The 15,045-nt window shown below is 62.3% G+C and carries 19 protein-coding genes; 8 read left to right on the forward strand and 11 right to left on the reverse strand.

Going from position 1 to position 15,045, the window contains the following annotated elements:
- Window positions 1-220: 220 nt before the first annotated feature.
- From AE618_RS09980 to AE618_RS10005, 6 genes are all read right to left on the reverse strand, one after another.
- The gene (locus AE618_RS09980; RefSeq protein ID WP_156330212.1) at window positions 221-1,165 is read right to left on the reverse strand and encodes an alpha/beta hydrolase; all 945 of its coding nucleotides are present in this window, start codon (window positions 1,163-1,165) and stop codon (window positions 221-223) included.
- A gap of 72 nt (window positions 1,166-1,237) precedes the next feature.
- Entirely contained in the window at window positions 1,238-1,900 is a 663-nt protein-coding gene (locus AE618_RS09985) for an FMN-dependent NADH-azoreductase (RefSeq protein WP_054208922.1), read from the reverse strand.
- A 50-nt stretch (window positions 1,901-1,950) separates the two neighbouring features.
- Window positions 1,951-2,514 (reverse strand): GlcG/HbpS family heme-binding protein, encoded by a 564-nt coding sequence (locus AE618_RS09990; RefSeq protein WP_082365153.1) that lies wholly within the window; start codon window positions 2,512-2,514, stop codon window positions 1,951-1,953.
- Window positions 2,515-2,623: 109 nt separating this feature from the next.
- Complete coding sequence (locus AE618_RS09995) at window positions 2,624-3,271, reverse strand: pyridoxamine 5'-phosphate oxidase family protein (protein WP_054209060.1); 648 nt, start codon at window positions 3,269-3,271, stop codon at window positions 2,624-2,626.
- Between the two features lie 10 nt (window positions 3,272-3,281).
- Window positions 3,282-3,746 carry a DUF1348 family protein gene (locus AE618_RS10000; RefSeq protein ID WP_054208923.1) on the reverse strand — a complete coding sequence of 155 codons (465 nt, stop codon included), beginning with the start codon at window positions 3,744-3,746 and terminating at the stop codon, window positions 3,282-3,284.
- Between the two features lie 63 nt (window positions 3,747-3,809).
- Window positions 3,810-4,361 (reverse strand): carboxymuconolactone decarboxylase family protein, encoded by a 552-nt coding sequence (locus AE618_RS10005; protein ID WP_054208924.1) that lies wholly within the window; start codon window positions 4,359-4,361, stop codon window positions 3,810-3,812.
- Between the two features lie 119 nt (window positions 4,362-4,480).
- Here AE618_RS10005 and AE618_RS10010 point away from each other — a divergent pair, with 119 nt between their 5' ends.
- Entirely contained in the window at window positions 4,481-5,383 is a 903-nt protein-coding gene (locus AE618_RS10010; RefSeq protein ID WP_054208925.1) for a LysR family transcriptional regulator, read from the forward strand.
- Between the two features lie 111 nt (window positions 5,384-5,494).
- Window positions 5,495-5,857 (forward strand): DUF6314 family protein, encoded by a 363-nt coding sequence (locus AE618_RS29235; protein WP_432704498.1) that lies wholly within the window; start codon window positions 5,495-5,497, stop codon window positions 5,855-5,857.
- Here the strand turns inward: AE618_RS29235 and AE618_RS10020 are convergent.
- Window positions 5,818-7,029 (reverse strand): MFS transporter, encoded by a 1,212-nt coding sequence (locus AE618_RS10020; protein WP_054208927.1) that lies wholly within the window; start codon window positions 7,027-7,029, stop codon window positions 5,818-5,820. The two genes, AE618_RS29235 and AE618_RS10020, sit on opposite strands and share 40 nt — an antisense overlap.
- Window positions 7,030-7,220: 191 nt before the next feature.
- On the opposite strand from AE618_RS10020, the gene AE618_RS10025 reads away from it, so the two are divergent.
- Together AE618_RS10025 and AE618_RS10030 are read left to right on the forward strand one after the other, a co-directional pair.
- Window positions 7,221-7,904: a cupin domain-containing protein gene (locus AE618_RS10025; protein WP_054208928.1), complete on the forward strand. Its 684-nt coding sequence runs from the start codon at window positions 7,221-7,223 to the stop codon at window positions 7,902-7,904.
- Window positions 7,905-7,916: 12 nt separating this feature from the next.
- Window positions 7,917-8,603: an SDR family NAD(P)-dependent oxidoreductase gene (locus tag AE618_RS10030; protein WP_054208929.1), complete on the forward strand. Its 687-nt coding sequence runs from the start codon at window positions 7,917-7,919 to the stop codon at window positions 8,601-8,603.
- A gap of 43 nt (window positions 8,604-8,646) precedes the next feature.
- Here AE618_RS10030 and AE618_RS27280 read toward each other — a convergent pair whose 3' ends face one another.
- Together AE618_RS27280 and AE618_RS10040 are read right to left on the reverse strand one after the other, a co-directional pair.
- Window positions 8,647-9,450: an anti-sigma factor family protein gene (locus tag AE618_RS27280; RefSeq protein WP_082365154.1), complete on the reverse strand. Its 804-nt coding sequence runs from the start codon at window positions 9,448-9,450 to the stop codon at window positions 8,647-8,649.
- Window positions 9,440-10,018, reverse strand: a complete 579-nt coding sequence (locus AE618_RS10040; protein ID WP_156330200.1) for a sigma-70 family RNA polymerase sigma factor — start codon at window positions 10,016-10,018, stop codon at window positions 9,440-9,442. The genes AE618_RS27280 and AE618_RS10040 overlap by 11 nt, the downstream gene beginning before the upstream one ends.
- A gap of 178 nt (window positions 10,019-10,196) precedes the next feature.
- Here AE618_RS10040 and AE618_RS10045 point away from each other — a divergent pair, with 178 nt between their 5' ends.
- From AE618_RS10045 to AE618_RS10055, 3 genes are all read left to right on the forward strand, one after another.
- Complete coding sequence (locus AE618_RS10045) at window positions 10,197-11,168, forward strand: MBL fold metallo-hydrolase (protein ID WP_054208932.1); 972 nt, start codon at window positions 10,197-10,199, stop codon at window positions 11,166-11,168.
- A 62-nt stretch (window positions 11,169-11,230) separates the two neighbouring features.
- Complete coding sequence (locus AE618_RS10050) at window positions 11,231-11,680, forward strand: tetratricopeptide repeat protein (protein WP_054208933.1); 450 nt, start codon at window positions 11,231-11,233, stop codon at window positions 11,678-11,680.
- A 68-nt stretch (window positions 11,681-11,748) separates the two neighbouring features.
- Complete coding sequence (locus AE618_RS10055) at window positions 11,749-12,165, forward strand: DoxX family protein (RefSeq protein ID WP_054208934.1); 417 nt, start codon at window positions 11,749-11,751, stop codon at window positions 12,163-12,165.
- A gap of 271 nt (window positions 12,166-12,436) precedes the next feature.
- On the opposite strand, the gene AE618_RS10060 is transcribed toward AE618_RS10055, so the two are convergent.
- The gene (locus tag AE618_RS10060; protein ID WP_054208935.1) at window positions 12,437-12,700 is read right to left on the reverse strand and encodes a DUF2312 domain-containing protein; all 264 of its coding nucleotides are present in this window, start codon (window positions 12,698-12,700) and stop codon (window positions 12,437-12,439) included.
- A gap of 96 nt (window positions 12,701-12,796) precedes the next feature.
- Window positions 12,797-13,600 carry an N-formylglutamate amidohydrolase gene (locus AE618_RS10065; RefSeq protein ID WP_082365158.1) on the reverse strand — a complete coding sequence of 268 codons (804 nt, stop codon included), beginning with the start codon at window positions 13,598-13,600 and terminating at the stop codon, window positions 12,797-12,799.
- A gap of 161 nt (window positions 13,601-13,761) precedes the next feature.
- Here AE618_RS10065 and AE618_RS10070 point away from each other — a divergent pair, with 161 nt between their 5' ends.
- Window positions 13,762-15,042 (forward strand): glycerate kinase type-2 family protein, encoded by a 1,281-nt coding sequence (locus AE618_RS10070; protein ID WP_054208936.1) that lies wholly within the window; start codon window positions 13,762-13,764, stop codon window positions 15,040-15,042.
- Window positions 15,043-15,045 lie beyond the last annotated feature (3 nt).

A 15,045-nucleotide genomic window follows, 5' to 3' on the forward strand; every position in this document is an offset into this window, starting at 1 on the left:
GCGCAGCTGTCGACGGACGACGGTGGTCGATACCGGCTGAACCGTTGACTCGACGAAAAGTCTCCGAAGAACCCGATAGGCAATGAACGCGGTCCGCGATCACCTTCGCCAAGGCGCCGTGAACCGTTTCCGCCGCCAAAACGCAATTTGCCTGCCCGAATTGCATGTCGGGCAATTCGGGCAGGCGATCCCCTTCAGAGCTGGAAATGCGGAGCCGCTGTTAGTTACGCGGCGTTTTGCGATCGAGGAAATCGCGCATCAAGCCCGCAATTTCGTCGCCCTTGTCCTCGAGAGCGAAATGCCCAGCGTCCAGGAGATGAAGTTCCGCGCCAGGCAGGTCCTTGAGATAGGCTTGCGCGCCCGCCGCCGGGAAAATCTTGTCATTCGCACCCCAGGTGATCAGCGTTGGCGGCTGATAGGTGCGGAAGAAGTTGTGGAACAGCGGGTATAGAGTGATGTTCGTTGCATAGTCCTTGAACAGATCCAGCATGATCTCATCTTTACCAGGCTGATCGAGCAAAGCCTGGTCGTGGACCCAGGTGTCGGGAGAAACGCGGGTCGGATCGGCAACGCCGTCCAAGTACTGGAACTTTGTTGCTTCGAGCGTGAGACCAGCGCGCAGCGCCTCTCGGTTCGCCTTCGACCCATCGGCCCAGTACGCCTTGATCGGGTCCCAGAACGGGCTGAGGCCTTCATTATACGCATTGCCGTTCTGGACCACGAGCGCGGTCACCTTTTCCGGATGCAGCAAAGCCAAGCGGTAGCCGACCGGAGCGCCATAGTCTTGAACATAGAGAGCATAGCGCTTGGCGCCGAGCTGAGTCAGGAGCCCATCGGTGAGCTCGGCAAAGTTGGCGAAACTGTAGGAGAAATTCTTCCGGTCGGGCACGGCGCTCTGCCCGAAGCCGGGATAATCAGGCGCGATCACGCGGTACTTGTCAGACAGCGCGGGGATCAGGTTCCTGAACATGAAGGACGACGTCGGAAACCCATGAAGAAGCACGACGACGGGAGCGTCGACCGGGCCCGCCTCTCGGTAGAAGATGTCGGTGCCTTTCACCTTGATGGTGCGATAGTGGGTCACTGCCGCGGAGTTCACGGGCCTGACGTGAGCTGTCTGGCTCATGGCGGGAGCACTGCCACCTCCGGCAGCTGCACCAACCATGGCAAGCGCCACCGCGGGATGAGCAAGGCGGCGGAATAGCGGGGAACCAAACATTGTTCTGCCTCTCTCGATTCAGTGGGACGAGGTTGAGAGCGGGACCTGGCTGACGACAGCGTCCTCAGCCAATTGACGAGCGTTCGCCAGTGCGAGCGCGAATGCCGCTTCGGCGTCGGCATTGCGAAGCGTCGGCTGGAAGCGGAGTTCCTGGATTGCCGTGATCCCGACCTGACCCAGCCACCATTTGAGGTAGGTCGAGTGAAAATCGCTGCCGAAACGCGGATCGACGTCAGGGGCGAACACGCCGCTGGTATAGGCGAGTGTTGCCGTCTTGCCCTTGAGCAGCCCGAAATACCCGCTGGCCGGATCAAAGCCAAAAAGGATTCCTGGCTGGTGGATAATGTCGATGTAGAGCTTCAGCCGATATGGAATTCCGCCATTCCACATCGGGACCGCGAACAAATACTCGTCCGCCGCCGCAAAGCGCCCGGCGATCTGACTGATCTGGCCCCATGCCGTCTGCTGCGTGTCATCAAGCGTACCACCCTTGATGATCGTCAATTTTGCGTTGGAACTGTTGCCGTCGAATTCGGGCAGGTCTTCCTGCCACAGGTCGATGACGTCGATCTCGACATCCGGTCGACTTGCCTTGAGAGCCGAAAGGTAAGCTTCAGCGACCGCAACCGATCGTGAATCACTACCGCGCGGAGAGGCCTTGATGAAAAGCAGCTTGGTCATTTTGCACCTGGAAGGTTAGCGCGTTGGCACCTTTGCCGACTGCCGATGTCTCAGTTCGGAAGGCGATCCTTGATCTTCGCGAGACCGGCCTGCGCGCAGACCTCATCCTTGTCTCCGCCGGGAGCGCCACCGACGCCGATGGCGGCAACGATCTCTCCGCGGGCCCTGATGGCGACGCCGCCAGCCAGGAGAATGACGTCGGGGAGGCTCGCCAGAGCAGACGCGTTCGGTGTGGTCCGGACCTTCTCGGTGAAGACGCCGAGTGCGTCGAAGGCGAAGATAGGGCCGAGCGTTGCGACGGTATAAGCCTTGCGGAAGCTCGTGGTCTTCGTGTGGACCGTGCTGTGGTCGCCCTTCACGAACGCTCTCATCTCGCCGGCAGTGTCCACGACGGCGACGGAGACTTTGTATCCGTTCGCCTCGCACGCCCTGAGGCTTTCCTGCGCGGCCTCGACCGCGAGGGAAAGCGGAAGGTTGTAGCCCTTCGACTGAACCTGGGCACTCGCGCCGATGGGCGCCAGGCTCAGGCCGGAGACGAAGGTCGAGGCGATCACCGCCTGTACGAACTTGCTTGCCCGAAGCTTGGGCAGGGCATGTGCTGGGAAGAAAGTCATGGTAAACCTCTCAATCATTGGGTTGATGGTTGCGTGGTCTAGGCAAACGAGATCGCCCCTTTGCGGACGCACTGGGGTCTAAAGGCGGGGTGGAGCGGGCCAGCCGGCTCTAACGCGGTGGAGATCGGCCCAAATCGTCGGGAGGTTGCTGTCGCAGAAGTCGAACTTCCGCCTCGAGCTCGGCTATCCGATTGTCGCGTTCGGCCAGCGCCCGGGCGACATCCGCGGCCTCGAACCGCTGCGGTATGTGCTGCGGGCGATTGAAATCGAAAGTCGCGACGTCAAACAGAATGACCTGCTCCGGGCGGGCCTTGTAGCCGACAGGCATGAGCGCATCGAGAAGTGCAGCGTCGCCCTCGACCACGCGCGCGCGGCCCCAGATCTTGACCCGGCGACGATGAGCGTAGTCGATCAGGAAGAGATAGGCCTTGGGGTTATCAGCCAGATTGCCAAGCGTGATGTACTGGCGGTTTCCGGAATAGTCCGCGAAACCAATGGTTGTCTCGTTGAGCACCTTGAGGAACCCCGCGGGACCACCGCGGTGCTGGATGTAGGGCTGCCCGTCAAGATTGGCCGTCGCGAAGAAGATGCTGGTTTGATCTGCGATGAAATCTGCCAGATCAGGCGTGATTTTCGTTTGCCATGAACCGCCTTCCTCTTGCTTGGCGTAGGCACGACGCGAGCCCTTGCGTTCCTGGATGGCCTTGACGGTCGGAGAGAAGGCAAGGTCGCTTGGATAGCCGCTCAATCCGGTCATCGTCATCTCCCTAGAGACCGAGTTCGGACAGGCTGGGATAGTCCGCCGGCCGCGGGCCGGATGCCCAAAGCAGCTTCCGATCCTTCTCTTCGATCGGGAGGTCATTGATGCTTGCCAGCCGGCGCGCCATCAGGCCGGCTTCGTCGAATTCCCAGTTCTCGTTGCCGTAGCTACGGAACCAGTTCCCCGCATCGTCGCACCACTCATATGCGAACCGCACGGCGATCCGGTTCTCGCCGAATGTCCACAGCTCCTTGACGAGCCGGTACTCCAGTTCGCGGTCCCACTTGCGCGTGAGGAAAGCCTCGATCGCGGCTCGTCCCGACAGGAACTCGGACCTGTTGCGCCAGACGCTGTCGGGCGTATAGGCGAGCGCCACCTTCGCGGGATTCCGGGAATTCCAGCCGTCTTCCGCCATACGCACCTTTTGCGCCGCGGATTCAGCCGTGAAGGGGGGCAGTGGTGGTCGGCTCATGGACAAGGATCCTCGCGGCACGGACAAGAAAGCCGCCGACGCAGAGCGTCGGCGGCGGGAGGGTCAAGCAGACTTGCGAGATGTCACGACCGGGAAGTCGATGGCCGTCTTGCCGACCTCGTTGATGTAGTTCGTCCAGGTGTTGAGGGCGACATGCAGGACGATCTCGACGGTCTGGGCGTCGTCATAACCTGCAGACTTCAATGACTGAACGTCGGCATCGTCGACATGACCGCGCGACAATGCGACCTTGGCGGCGAAACGCACCGCGACATCGGCCATCGGATCGTTCGACGTTCCGCTGCGGTTGGCAGCAATCTCGGCCTCGTCCAGCTTCGCGAGGTTCTTCCCGAGATAGGTATGGGCCGAGAGGCAGTAGTCACAGCCGTTGACCTCGGCGATCGCGAGCGCGATCCGCTCGCGGGTGGCCGCCGGCAAGGTGCCCTTTTCGAGGGCTCCCGAAAGGCTCAGATAGCCTTCGAGCGCTGCAGGGCTGTTGGAAACCAGGCGGAAAAGGTTCGGCGTCACGCCGAGCTTCTTCTGGACCGCCTCAAGCATGGGGCGCGACGCGGCCGGTGCTTCTTCGATCGTCGCGGGTGTCTGGATGCGAGACATGTTCGATGCCTTCCTTTGGGAGAGGTCTGACTGACCTCGTGTCCGACATCTATGTCTCTTTCGAAAAATGGGATAGACACGCCGAATGAGAACAAGCCTCTCAAAATATGGAATGATCGATGGATCGTCTCGATGCGATGTCGCTGCTGCTGGAGGTCATCGATTCAGGAAGCTTCTCTGCGGCCGGTCGCCGCGTGGGGATGCCGCTGGCGACGGTGAGCCGGCGGATTTCCGACCTGGAGCGGCACCTTCAGACACGGCTCCTGGCGAGAACCAGTCGCAAGGTCGCGCTGACTGAAGCGGGACGCTCGTATGTCGTTGCGTGCCGAAGGATTCTGGAGAGCGTTGATGAGGCCGAGCGCGCCGCCGCCGGTGAGTACGCCACGCCAAAGGGAGAGTTGATACTGACCGCGCCGATCGTTTTCGGGCGACTGCATGTTCTGCCCGTCGTCACGCAGTTTCTATCCGCATATCCCGATATCAATATCCGCGTCATGTTCGCCGATCGCTTGGTCGATCTGGTCGATGACCATGTCGACGTTGCTGTCAGGATCGGAGCCCTGCCGGATAGCAATCTGGTCGCCAGGTCCATCGGCGCGATCAGACCGATCGCCTGTGCCAGTCGCGACTATCTTGACGTACATGGCCGGCCAACTGTACCCGACGAGCTCAGGCAGCACGAGATCGTCGCGTTCGAAGGGGCGCTCTCGGCCCGCGACTGGGGGTTCCAGAACTCTGACACGCATGTCGTCGTGAAGCTGTCCCCCCGCCTGATCGTCAATACCGCCGAGGCTGCTGTCGATGCCGCGATCGCGGGCGCCGGGATCACTCGCGTGTTGTCATATCAAGTTGCGGATGCTGTCCGGGCGGGAAAGCTCGAACTCATCCTGAGACCGTTTGAACCTGCGTCTTGGCCCGTGAGCCTCGTTCACGCCAGTCAGGGACTGATGCCACAGAAACTACGGGCGTTTATGGACTTCGCAGCGCCACGGCTGCGCGCCCGTCTGGATGCGATGGGTTAGATGCTGGCGGTGAACAGGGCATCCGACTTGGATTGGGGCGGGCCAGGAGGATGCCTGGAGCGATTGACGGGAAAGTGGCTGTTAAGCCGCCACATCACGCCTGGCGGACGCATGGAAGGATTTGCAGAGTTTACTCGGGCAGAGGGTGACGTCTGGCTCCGCTATCATGAACAGGGTGAACTGGTCCTTGATAGCGGCCAACGACTGCACGCAACGCGGTCTTTCTTGTTTCGGGCGCTGAATGAAGGCTTCAGCGTACATTTCGACGATGAGCGGGCGAGCCTGTTTCAGGAGGTTTGCGTGACGCGGGTCGAAACGCTCTTGATAGGGCAAGCCGACCATCAATGCCTCGAGGATAGGTACTCGAGCGTCTATGAATTTAGCCAGGACGGGACCTTCTCGATCCTGCACGCGGTTCGCGGACCCCGCAAGGACTACATCTCGAGAACCAGTTTCCGGCGAGCCCGAGAATAGCGCAGGGTCAAGACCCAGAACCAAAACGCGCTCATGCTGATGACAGCGCCCAGCATGCAAACGCCTCCCCAACCGGCGTACGCGTAGACGAGCGTCGCAGCGATGGATCCTGCTGCGCTGCCGATGGAGTAGAACAGCATGTAGCATCCCACGATGCGGCTGCGCGCGTCCTCGTGAAGGCCGAAGATCATGCTTTGGCTGGTGACGTGAACAGCCTGGATCGCGAGGTCAAGCATAACGATGCCAGCCAGCAGGAACCAGATCGAGCGGTCCAGAAGGGAGATCGGAATCCACGACGCGGTGAGGAGTGCGAGAGCCAATCCGGTCGTCGTCTGGCCGAGCCCACGGTCGGCCAGGCCTCCGGCTCGACCTGCCGCGAGAGCACCGGCAACGCCGGCGAGACCGAACATTCCAATTTCGGTATGAGAAAAGGAAAACGGTGGCGCTGCCAGTGGCAGGACGAGCGGTGTCCAAAGCACATTCAAGGCGGCGAAGATGAGACAGGCCAGGACGGCCCGCGCGCGCAGAAGCGGCTCGTCGCGGATGAGCACGAACATCGAGCGCATCAACGCCCCATATGAGCCGGACCTGGCTTGGGGTGCCCCTGTCGGCATTGCACTGTACAGGAGGCCAGCCAACGTCAGCGTCGACATCGCTGCGGCAAGGTAGACCAGTCGCCAGCCGCCCAGATCGGCAAGCAGGCCGGCGATGAACCTTGCCATCAGGATCCCGATGACGACTCCGCTGGTAACCAGGCCGACGACATGGCCTCGTTCATGGGGGGCAGCCAACGATGCTGCGAACGCGACAATGACTTGGACAACAACGGCGAGAATGCCAATGGCCGCCATTCCCATCAGCATAACAGGTTCCGAAGGGGCAAATCCGACACCCATCAGCGCGATCGCTGACAATACCATCTGACCTGCGACGAGGCGACGTCGATCGATCAGGTCGCCCAGCGGTACAATGAGCAAGAGCCCCAGCCCGTAACCAACCTGGGTCATCGTGACGACGATTCCGATACGCGCCGGATCGACCGAAAGATCTCTGGCGATCTCATCGAGAAGGGGGTGGGCGAAATATATGTTCGCGACACTTGCCCCGCACGCAATCGCAAACATGAACGTCATTGCTCGTGACATTCTGCCGACCGGATCCTTGGCCGTCATAGCTGTTTGCCCCCTGGCCTGAATGGCGTCCGTTCGCGACCTGCTCTCGGCTCACAGAACCTTGATGACGCGAGCCTGCTGCGCCACTTGCTGTCCATAAATATGCGTGTCACACGCACATAAAGAAGATCCGGGCCTCGGCCACACACGTTTCCGTGATGGCCAGGGCCTCTGAAGCGAGTCGGAAGAAGATGACCCAGATCAACGCAGACTTCAGCGCGCGTGCGGTTTCGCACGCCGGGGAGGCGCCATGGGTTGCCGCGCCCGCGCCAGGCGTCGAGCGCCGGATGCTCGATCGAATGGGCGGTGAGGTCGCACGTGCAACCTCGCTTGTGCGTTTCGCGCCCGGCAGCGCTTTCCCCTCGCACATCCATAAGGGAGGTGAGGAGTTCCTGGTTCTTGAGGGAGTGTTTCAGGACGAACAGGGAGATTTCCCGGCAGGGAGCTATGTTCGCAATCCACCATTGTCGTCTCACGCGCCAAGCGCCCCCGAGGGCGCGACCTTGTTCGTGAAGCTCTGGCAATTCGATGCCGAGGACCGGGCGTCAGTGCGGATCAATACGAACCGGTGCGAACGCGAAAATGCCGCCGGACGGCAAGATGTCTCCGTGATTCCCCTCCATCGCGACGCGCGAGAGGAAGTTCGCATCGAAGTCTGGAAACCAGGCGCTCAGGTGTCAATCGAGAAGCACGAAGGCCTGGAAATTCTTGTTCTCGAAGGTGGATTCCATGAGGGCGACGAACTGTTTGCGCGGCACTCGTGGCTAAGGCTGCCGCCTTCGCAGGACCTGCGGGCTATGGCTGGTTTGGAGGGCACGCGTGTGTGGATAAAGCTGGGGCACCTCTCCGTCGCGCCTACTGGACCTTCGGCATAAGGAGTCGAACTCGTGACATCTTCGAAACGTCTCGCGATCGTTGCTGGCGCCGGTCCTGGGTTGGGCGATGCTCTCCTGACCCGGTTTGCGCAAGGAGGGTATCACGCGGTTGGCTACAGCCGCCGTCAACGGACCAGCGATCCGTCAATCGAAACCAGGAATCTCGACCTCACCGACTCCGATGAAGTGCGGGCGGTGACACGAGAATTGACGGATCGGCATGGCCCTCCCGCTATCGTGGTGCACAATCCCGCCCGGCTTGTCAGAGGGCCTCTCCTCGAAACGCCGATCGCGCAATTCGAGGAGGCGTGGCGTTCGATGGCACTGTCAGCGGCGATATTGGCGCACAATGTCATCCCGGCCATGGTTCAGGCCGGTGGAGGCGCGTTTATCGTGTCCGGTGCTACGGCGAGCCTGAGAGGAGGAGCGAAATTCTCCGCATTCGCTTCCGCAAAATTCGCACTTCGTGGCCTGACGCAATCTCTTGCAAGGGAGTTCCAGTCTTCCGGGATCCACGTTTCGCACGTGATTCTGGATGGCATCATCGACAGCGATGCGAGCCGCGTGCTGCACGGGCGCGACCCGAACACGATGATGAAGCCTGCCGATATCGCACAAGCGTATTGGCAACTGGCTCATCAGCCCAGTTCGGCATGGACTCATGAATTGGATCTGCGGCCGATGAGTGAGAGCTTTTAGCTTAGCCTCACTCTCATGCGAAATAGGCTCGCGTTCGGGAATTCTACAACAGATCCGGCAGCCGCTGAAGCTCTGACGATTCGACGTCGGAGACTGCGGCGTAGGTGACGCCGCCGCGTGTCCATTTGAGAATATTGTATCCGTTGCGGGTGCTGAGAGCCGGAGAAACCTCTGATCCATCTCCAGACGTCCAAGCGAAGACATTGATGATGTGCAATCGCCGCTTGTAGACCAGCGCTCCGACGCGCCTTCCGGCGATCGTATCGAGTCGACCTCCCAGCAACGGATAGCCCTGCGCGACGAGATCGCGCACCTCCGGCGAGAAGTCGACCTTCCCTGCAAACCACGGCTTGACCGTATGGGCATCGGAAGAGGCGACTTGGATCGGGCTATCCTGTAGCAGCGAACGCAGATGTGCGGACAACAGGTCCTGCGCCAGCAGGTTGTCTTTCGTCGAGCCCGTCAGGACCGACCACGTCGCTAGCGATGACAGCAAGCACGCGATGAAGAAAACGGCGGCATGTTTAAGCAACCCGGCCCTGATCCAAGGCCGATAAGCGCCCGCACTTGGAGAAAGCTTGCCGGGCGCGACCCGCTCCTGGGTGCCGATGGTGCCGGAACGATCCTGCGTCTGGGCCAATGTACGCCGAAGTCGGTGTGAGAGCCCTACAGGCAATGGTTCCCGTCCAAGCCCGGAGACCATGCTGCTCGTCTCGCGCAATTCCTCTGCCAGAGCGGCACAATCGCTGCAGCCGATGATATGCTGCGTCAGTGCTTCGTGCTCGGAGTCCGGAAGTTCGCCGTCGATATAAGCGCTCAGGAGATGTGAGTGTTGATTACACGGCATGAGAACGGTCCTTCCCGATCTTGCGGGCGAGTGTCTGGCGCAGCAGCATGCGGCCGCGCGATAGGCGAGACATCACGGTCCCCACCACGGTCCCGGTGATCTCTGCAATTTCACGATAACCAAGCCCTTCGATCTCGCGCAGCACGACGACTTCCCGGAAGGCTGCAGGCAGCTCTGCCAGGGCAAGGCGCACCAGATCGCGGTCCACCTCGCCCATCATGACGTCTTCCGCCGAAGGCTCATCGGCGGCGATGTTGAGATACGACCCACCTTCGTGATCATGGCCGGGAAGAGCAGCATCGAGCGAGATCACGTTTGCGGCGCGTTGCCGCGAATTCAACATGCGGTAGGAAACATTGCGCACAATGGCAAAAAGCCACGGTCGGAACTCCTCGCCGCGAAAGCTGTCAAAGGCGCGGAATGCGCGCAAGAATGCTTCCTGCACCGCGTCCTCGGCATCAGCCCGCGAGCGAAGCAACCAGTAAGCGAGGTTGAACGCCGCTTCCTGGTGCGGCAGCGCCAACTGCTCAAAACGTGACGGCGGTTGCATGATCCCTTGAAGGCTCACGGTTGTTGGGCGCCTGGACGGTAGCCGCTCTTCCCAATGATCCTGATCACATATGTTTTATTCCCGTAATTTTTTCTGCGATTTGAGACGATAGGCGGGAATAATTTGCGCCGGAGGAGACTCTTGGACCATGCGACGCCGCTGCGGCGCTCGCCATGAATACTCCGGGAGTTGCTCGATGACCCACGTTTCACGCCGCGATGCGCTCGTCGCGGGTTCGCTAGCTGCCGCCTTTGGATTGGTGAAGCCGCTGCACCTGGTGACGTCCGCGCAGGCGCAGACGATCCCCGATCCTGCAGTTGGCTTCCACCGCTACAAGGTTGGCTCGATCGAAGTTACGGCGCTTTATGATGGCATCTGGGAGAAGCCTCACGATCCCGCATTTATCAAGAATGCCTCCGTTAACGAGACCAAGGAGGCGCTCGCCAAGTCCGGCCAGACCACGGCATTCGTCCCGATTCCGCTGACGGTCGTCGTGCTCAAGATCGGTGACCGCTACGTCATGGTCGATTCCGGATCCGGCGCCGGGCAGTGGCAGCCGACGGCGACCAAGCTTGCCAGCAACATGGCGGCCGCCGGGATCGATCCTGCCAAGATCAGCACCATCCTGATCTCGCATTTCCATCCCGACCACATCTTCGGCCTGATGCATCGTGGCACCAACGCCCCGGTGTTTCCGCAGGCCGAGATCGTCGTCACCGCCACCGAGTACAAGTGGTGGACCGAACCCGGCCGCGTCGAGAAGCTCCCCGATGCTCGCAAGCCGCTCGGCCAGCGCATCAATGCGGTATTCCCCGGTTGGAAGAACTTCAAACTCGTCGATGGTGAGCCTGAGGTTGCGCCCGGTGTCCGGCTGGTCAAGGCGCCCGGCCACACGCCGGGGCACGCAGCCTTCCATGTCAGCTCCGGCAACGAACAGCTGATGATTTCCAACGACGTCGCTTACGTCCCCGCTCTGCTAGCGCCGCATCCGGACTGGCAGGGCAGCTACGACCAGGACAGCGTTACGGCCGTCGAGACGCGCCACAAGCTGATCGACCGTGTCATCGCGGAGAAGATGGCGATTTGCGGGGCGCATTTCCCCTTCCCCGGCATGGGTGTCTTCGCCAAGGACGGCGCGGGCTACACCTTCGCCCCCGCCAAGGCGTGATCTACGCGGGCCGTGTTCGAACACGGCCCGCTCATCCCCTTTTTCCAATCCTGGAGACTGTCATGATCCGTAAACTCGCATTCGCAGCCTTCGCGGGCGCTCTCATTGCCTCGACCGCCGCATTCGCCGTCGACACCACCCCGACCAAGGGCGCGCCAAACTTGACCGCCGTGAGGGCTGCGATCAAGGCCAAGCAGTTCCCGGCCGCGGTCAAGGAGCTCACCGGTATGATCGACGCCGGCGTTCAGCACGCCGATGTCTACAATCTGCTCGGGTTCTCCTTGCGCAAGAGCGGCGACCAGAAGGCGGCGATGACCTACTACGCCAAGGCGCTCGATTTCGATGCCAACCACAAGGGCGCGCTTGAGTATCAAGGCGAGCTTTATGTCGAGCTCGGCGAAGTCGCCAAGGCGCGTGTCAATCTCGCCTCTCTCGTGAAGCTCTGCCCGACAGGTTGTGAAGAGCGTGAGGACCTGGAGAAGGCTCTCGCGACTGTCGCGAAAACAAACTGAGCCTGCAACCACGCCGGAAAGGAGCCGGCATCCGCCGGCTTCTATTTAAAGTGTCGAGGACAATGACCATGACGACGTCGACAGTCGCAGACATTGCCGCCTTGGTTGGGCGACTGCTGCTTGCCCTGCTGTTCCTGCATGAGGGCTGGATCAAGCTTACCCATGCGGAAATATCGATGGTCTATATGAAGAATTTCGGCGTGCCCACTTGGCTTTTCATGCCCGCGTTGGCCGTTGAAATTGGAGGGGGGCTTCTGTTGGTGGCAGGCTGGGGGAGCCGCTATGCTGCGCTCGCTCTGGCCATCTTCTGCCTTTCAACCGCAGCGATTTTCCACACGGTATTCACTGACGGTGGCCAACTCCTCCATTTCGAGAAGGATTTGGCTATCGCAGGAGGGCTGCTTGTCTTGTTCGCAGCCGGACCAGGCCGCTTCTCCATAGGGACGCGCGAATCTCTCCGCCTTTCGACTTCGCCCCAGATCTAGGCGGAAGCCCATTTCGGGGAGCAGTGCTCGGAACGCGACGGTCTTGCCGCGATGACGCAAATCGGAGGCAGTTCAGGGCCTCCGATATGGAAAGCCTCAGGAGTCGCAGCCTGAGCGACAAAACGCAAAGTGCCGCCCATCACGGGCGGCACTTTGCGTTGTGAGCTTCAAAGCCCAGATCGTACTTCGGATCGCCCCCTCAGCACCCATCCCAATTCATGCGCTCACTGGTAACGCATGTCTAAATCATGGGCGCCGCATAGGGATGGCCTCAGGCGCTCTCGCCGACGGCCTGCAGATAGAGGTCCAGGATCGCCTCCTCCTCGGCGCGCTCATTGGCGTCGCGCTTGCGGATGGCGATGACCTTGCGGATGATCTTGACGTCGTAGCCGTTGCCCTTGGCCTCGGCATAGACCTCCTTGATGTCGTCGGAGATGGTTTTCTTCTCTTCCTCGAGACGCTCGATGCGCTCCACGATGCTCTTGAGCTGGTCGCCCTGAACCGGTTCGTCCATCTGATGTCCTTCTCGATGCATACTTGAATGCGGGGGAGAGATTTGGCCGGGAGGGTTCGCACCGCACGGCCCCCACCGTCAAGCCGCAAGCGGCGATCTCTCAACAGCCGCGTCGCCTCACGCCGCCGCCAGCGCCGACACGCAAGGCGCGACGATCCGCGCCAGCCGCACGCCCCAGTCGCGCGCCGTGGCATCCCCCGCGATCAGGTCCTGCCGGACCTCGATCAGCGCATCCGCCAGGCCGCGCCGCGTCACATGCCGGTCGATCGTGTCGCCGGGCAGGCCGCCATGATAGGGCTCGTTGTCGCCGACGACGAGATCGCCCTCCTGCTGCAGGGCAGCGATCAGCGGCCGCGCCAGCCGGCCCTCATAGTCCCAGAGCACGCCGACATGCCAGGGCCGGGCGACACCCTTCCAGAACGGCGTGAAGGAATGCAGCGCGATGATCGCCGGCGGATAGCCCGCCGCCAGCGCGGCCTCGATGGCTAGACCGATCGCGGCGTCATAGGGCTCATAGTAGCGCGCGACGCGCAAGGCGATGCCGTCGGCATCGATATGCCGGTTGCCCGGCACGATCGCACCGTCCGACAGGCGCATCACCAGGGTCGGGTCGTCGAGCCCGCGATTGGGGTCGATCAGCAGCCGCGAGAAGTTCGACAGCACGGCGGGCGCGCCCAGCGCCCGAGCCATGGCGCGCGTCATCTCGGCGGCGCCGATGTCATAGGCGATATGGCGTTCGAGCTGCGCCGGCGGCAGGCCCAGCGCGTCGAGCTCGGGCGGGATCGCGTTCGAGGCATGGTCGCAGAGCAGCAGCATCCCCGTCGCGGGATCACCCTGGATCACCTCGACCTCGCCGGGAGCAAGCGTGGCAGCGGGACGCGGCGCCGCAGGATCGCCGGACAGAGAGCGCCTTGAAGGCATGCAGCGCCTCGAAAACTAGGATCTGATCGGCAGAAGCCTGATGACGTCCGCCGCCTCGCGACTTAAAAGACTCGGCAACGAAAGTCGATGCGATCGACTTGAAGCCAGCAGACTGGCGGAACGGGGCGGCCTTGCAGCGATCCAGTGATCTGATCGAGCGGATGCGCGCACAAGCCCGCGTGATCTTCGATGCGGCGGTGGCCCGGGCCCATCCGGCCGGCTGCCTGCCCGCGCATCTGCCTGCGCACCCTGAGACCGGCCGCCTGATCCTGCTCGCCGCTGGCAAGGCCGCCGGCAGCATGACTGCGCTGGCCGAGGCGCATTACCTCGATTCAGGCTTCCCGCCCGAGCGGCTCATCGGCCACGCCGTCGCGCGGCACGGCTACGAGACGAAGACCCGCCATATCCCGATGGTCGCGGCCGGCCATCCTGTCCCCGACCAGGGCAGCATCGACAGCGCCACCCGCGCGCTGGAGCTTGCAACCTCCGCCACCACTGATGATTTCGTGCTGGTGCTGTTGTCGGGCGGCGGCTCGGCCAATTGGGTCGCTCCGGCCGGCGCGCTCGCGCTCGCCGAGAAGCAGGCCGTCAACAAGGCGCTGCTGCGCTCGGGCGCGCCGATCGGCGAGATGAACATCGTCCGCAAGCGGCTGTCGCGGATCAAGGGCGGCCGGCTGGCGCTGGCCGCCGCGCCCGCACGGCTGGTGACGCTGGCGATCTCCGATGTGCCGGGTGACGAGCCGACCGCGATTGCGTCCGGCCCCACCGTCGCCGATCCCTCGACCATGGAGCAGGCGCGCGCCATCGTCGCGCGCTACGGGCTCGATCTGCCGGCCGCCGCCAAGACCCTGCTCGACGACGACGCCAACGAAACGCCGAAGCCCGGTCACGACGCCTTCGCCCGCACCGAATTTCGCATTATCGCCCGTCCCGCCGATGCCATCGCCGCCGCCCATGCCGCAGCCGACGCCGCCGGCTACGAGGTCCATGATCTCGGCCCCGACCTCGAAGGCGAGGCCCGCGACGTCGCCGCGCGCCATGCCGAACTCGCGCTCACGCTGAAGCGTCAGGGCAAGCGCGCCGCCATCCTGTCGGGGGGCGAGTTCACGGTGACCTTGCGCGGCAAGGGCCGGGGCGGACCGAACCAGGAATATGCGCTGGCGCTCGCCATCGCGCTCGATGCCGAACCCGGCATCGTCGCGCTATCGGGCGATACCGACGGCACCGATGGCGGCGGCGGCGAGGCGACCGACCCGGCCGGCGCGATCATCGACGAGACGACGCTGGCACGCGCCGGGGCGCTTGGCCTTGATCCTGCCCGATCGCTCGCGGACAACGATTCGACCAGCTTCTTCGAGCCGTTGGGGGACCTGCTGCGGACGGGGCCGACCCTGACCAACGTCAACGACTGCCGCGTCATCCTGATCGAACCAGAACTCTGAATC

Source organism: Allobosea vaviloviae, from assembly GCF_001298265.1.
GTDB classification, from domain to species: Bacteria; Pseudomonadota; Alphaproteobacteria; order Rhizobiales; family Beijerinckiaceae; genus Allobosea; species Allobosea vaviloviae_B.

Excerpts from the sequence above, each read along its gene's own strand:
- AE618_RS10070 (WP_054208936.1), top strand. The coding sequence starts at position 13,762 with ATGCGCGCACAAGCCCGCGTGATCTTCGATGCGGCGGTGGCCCGGGCC.
- AE618_RS27280 (WP_082365154.1), bottom strand. The coding sequence starts at position 9,450 with ATGCCGTGTAATCAACACTCACATCTCCTGAGCGCTTATATCGACGGC.
- AE618_RS10020 (WP_054208927.1), bottom strand. The coding sequence starts at position 7,029 with ATGACGGCCAAGGATCCGGTCGGCAGAATGTCACGAGCAATGACGTTC.
- AE618_RS10000 (WP_054208923.1), bottom strand. The coding sequence starts at position 3,746 with ATGAGCCGACCACCACTGCCCCCCTTCACGGCTGAATCCGCGGCGCAA.
- AE618_RS10065 (WP_082365158.1), bottom strand. The coding sequence starts at position 13,600 with ATGCCTTCAAGGCGCTCTCTGTCCGGCGATCCTGCGGCGCCGCGTCCC.
- AE618_RS29235 (WP_432704498.1), top strand. The coding sequence starts at position 5,495 with ATGGAAGGATTTGCAGAGTTTACTCGGGCAGAGGGTGACGTCTGGCTC.
- AE618_RS09990 (WP_082365153.1), bottom strand. The coding sequence starts at position 2,514 with ATGACTTTCTTCCCAGCACATGCCCTGCCCAAGCTTCGGGCAAGCAAG.
- AE618_RS10010 (WP_054208925.1), top strand. The coding sequence starts at position 4,481 with ATGGATCGTCTCGATGCGATGTCGCTGCTGCTGGAGGTCATCGATTCA.
- AE618_RS09980 (WP_156330212.1), bottom strand. The coding sequence starts at position 1,165 with ATGGTTGGTGCAGCTGCCGGAGGTGGCAGTGCTCCCGCCATGAGCCAG.
- AE618_RS10050 (WP_054208933.1), top strand. The coding sequence starts at position 11,231 with ATGATCCGTAAACTCGCATTCGCAGCCTTCGCGGGCGCTCTCATTGCC.
- AE618_RS10055 (WP_054208934.1), top strand. The coding sequence starts at position 11,749 with ATGACGACGTCGACAGTCGCAGACATTGCCGCCTTGGTTGGGCGACTG.
- AE618_RS10025 (WP_054208928.1), top strand. The coding sequence starts at position 7,221 with ATGACCCAGATCAACGCAGACTTCAGCGCGCGTGCGGTTTCGCACGCC.
- AE618_RS10005 (WP_054208924.1), bottom strand. The coding sequence starts at position 4,361 with ATGTCTCGCATCCAGACACCCGCGACGATCGAAGAAGCACCGGCCGCG.
- AE618_RS09985 (WP_054208922.1), bottom strand. The coding sequence starts at position 1,900 with ATGACCAAGCTGCTTTTCATCAAGGCCTCTCCGCGCGGTAGTGATTCA.
- AE618_RS10045 (WP_054208932.1), top strand. The coding sequence starts at position 10,197 with ATGACCCACGTTTCACGCCGCGATGCGCTCGTCGCGGGTTCGCTAGCT.
- AE618_RS10060 (WP_054208935.1), bottom strand. The coding sequence starts at position 12,700 with ATGCATCGAGAAGGACATCAGATGGACGAACCGGTTCAGGGCGACCAG.
- AE618_RS09995 (WP_054209060.1), bottom strand. The coding sequence starts at position 3,271 with ATGACCGGATTGAGCGGCTATCCAAGCGACCTTGCCTTCTCTCCGACC.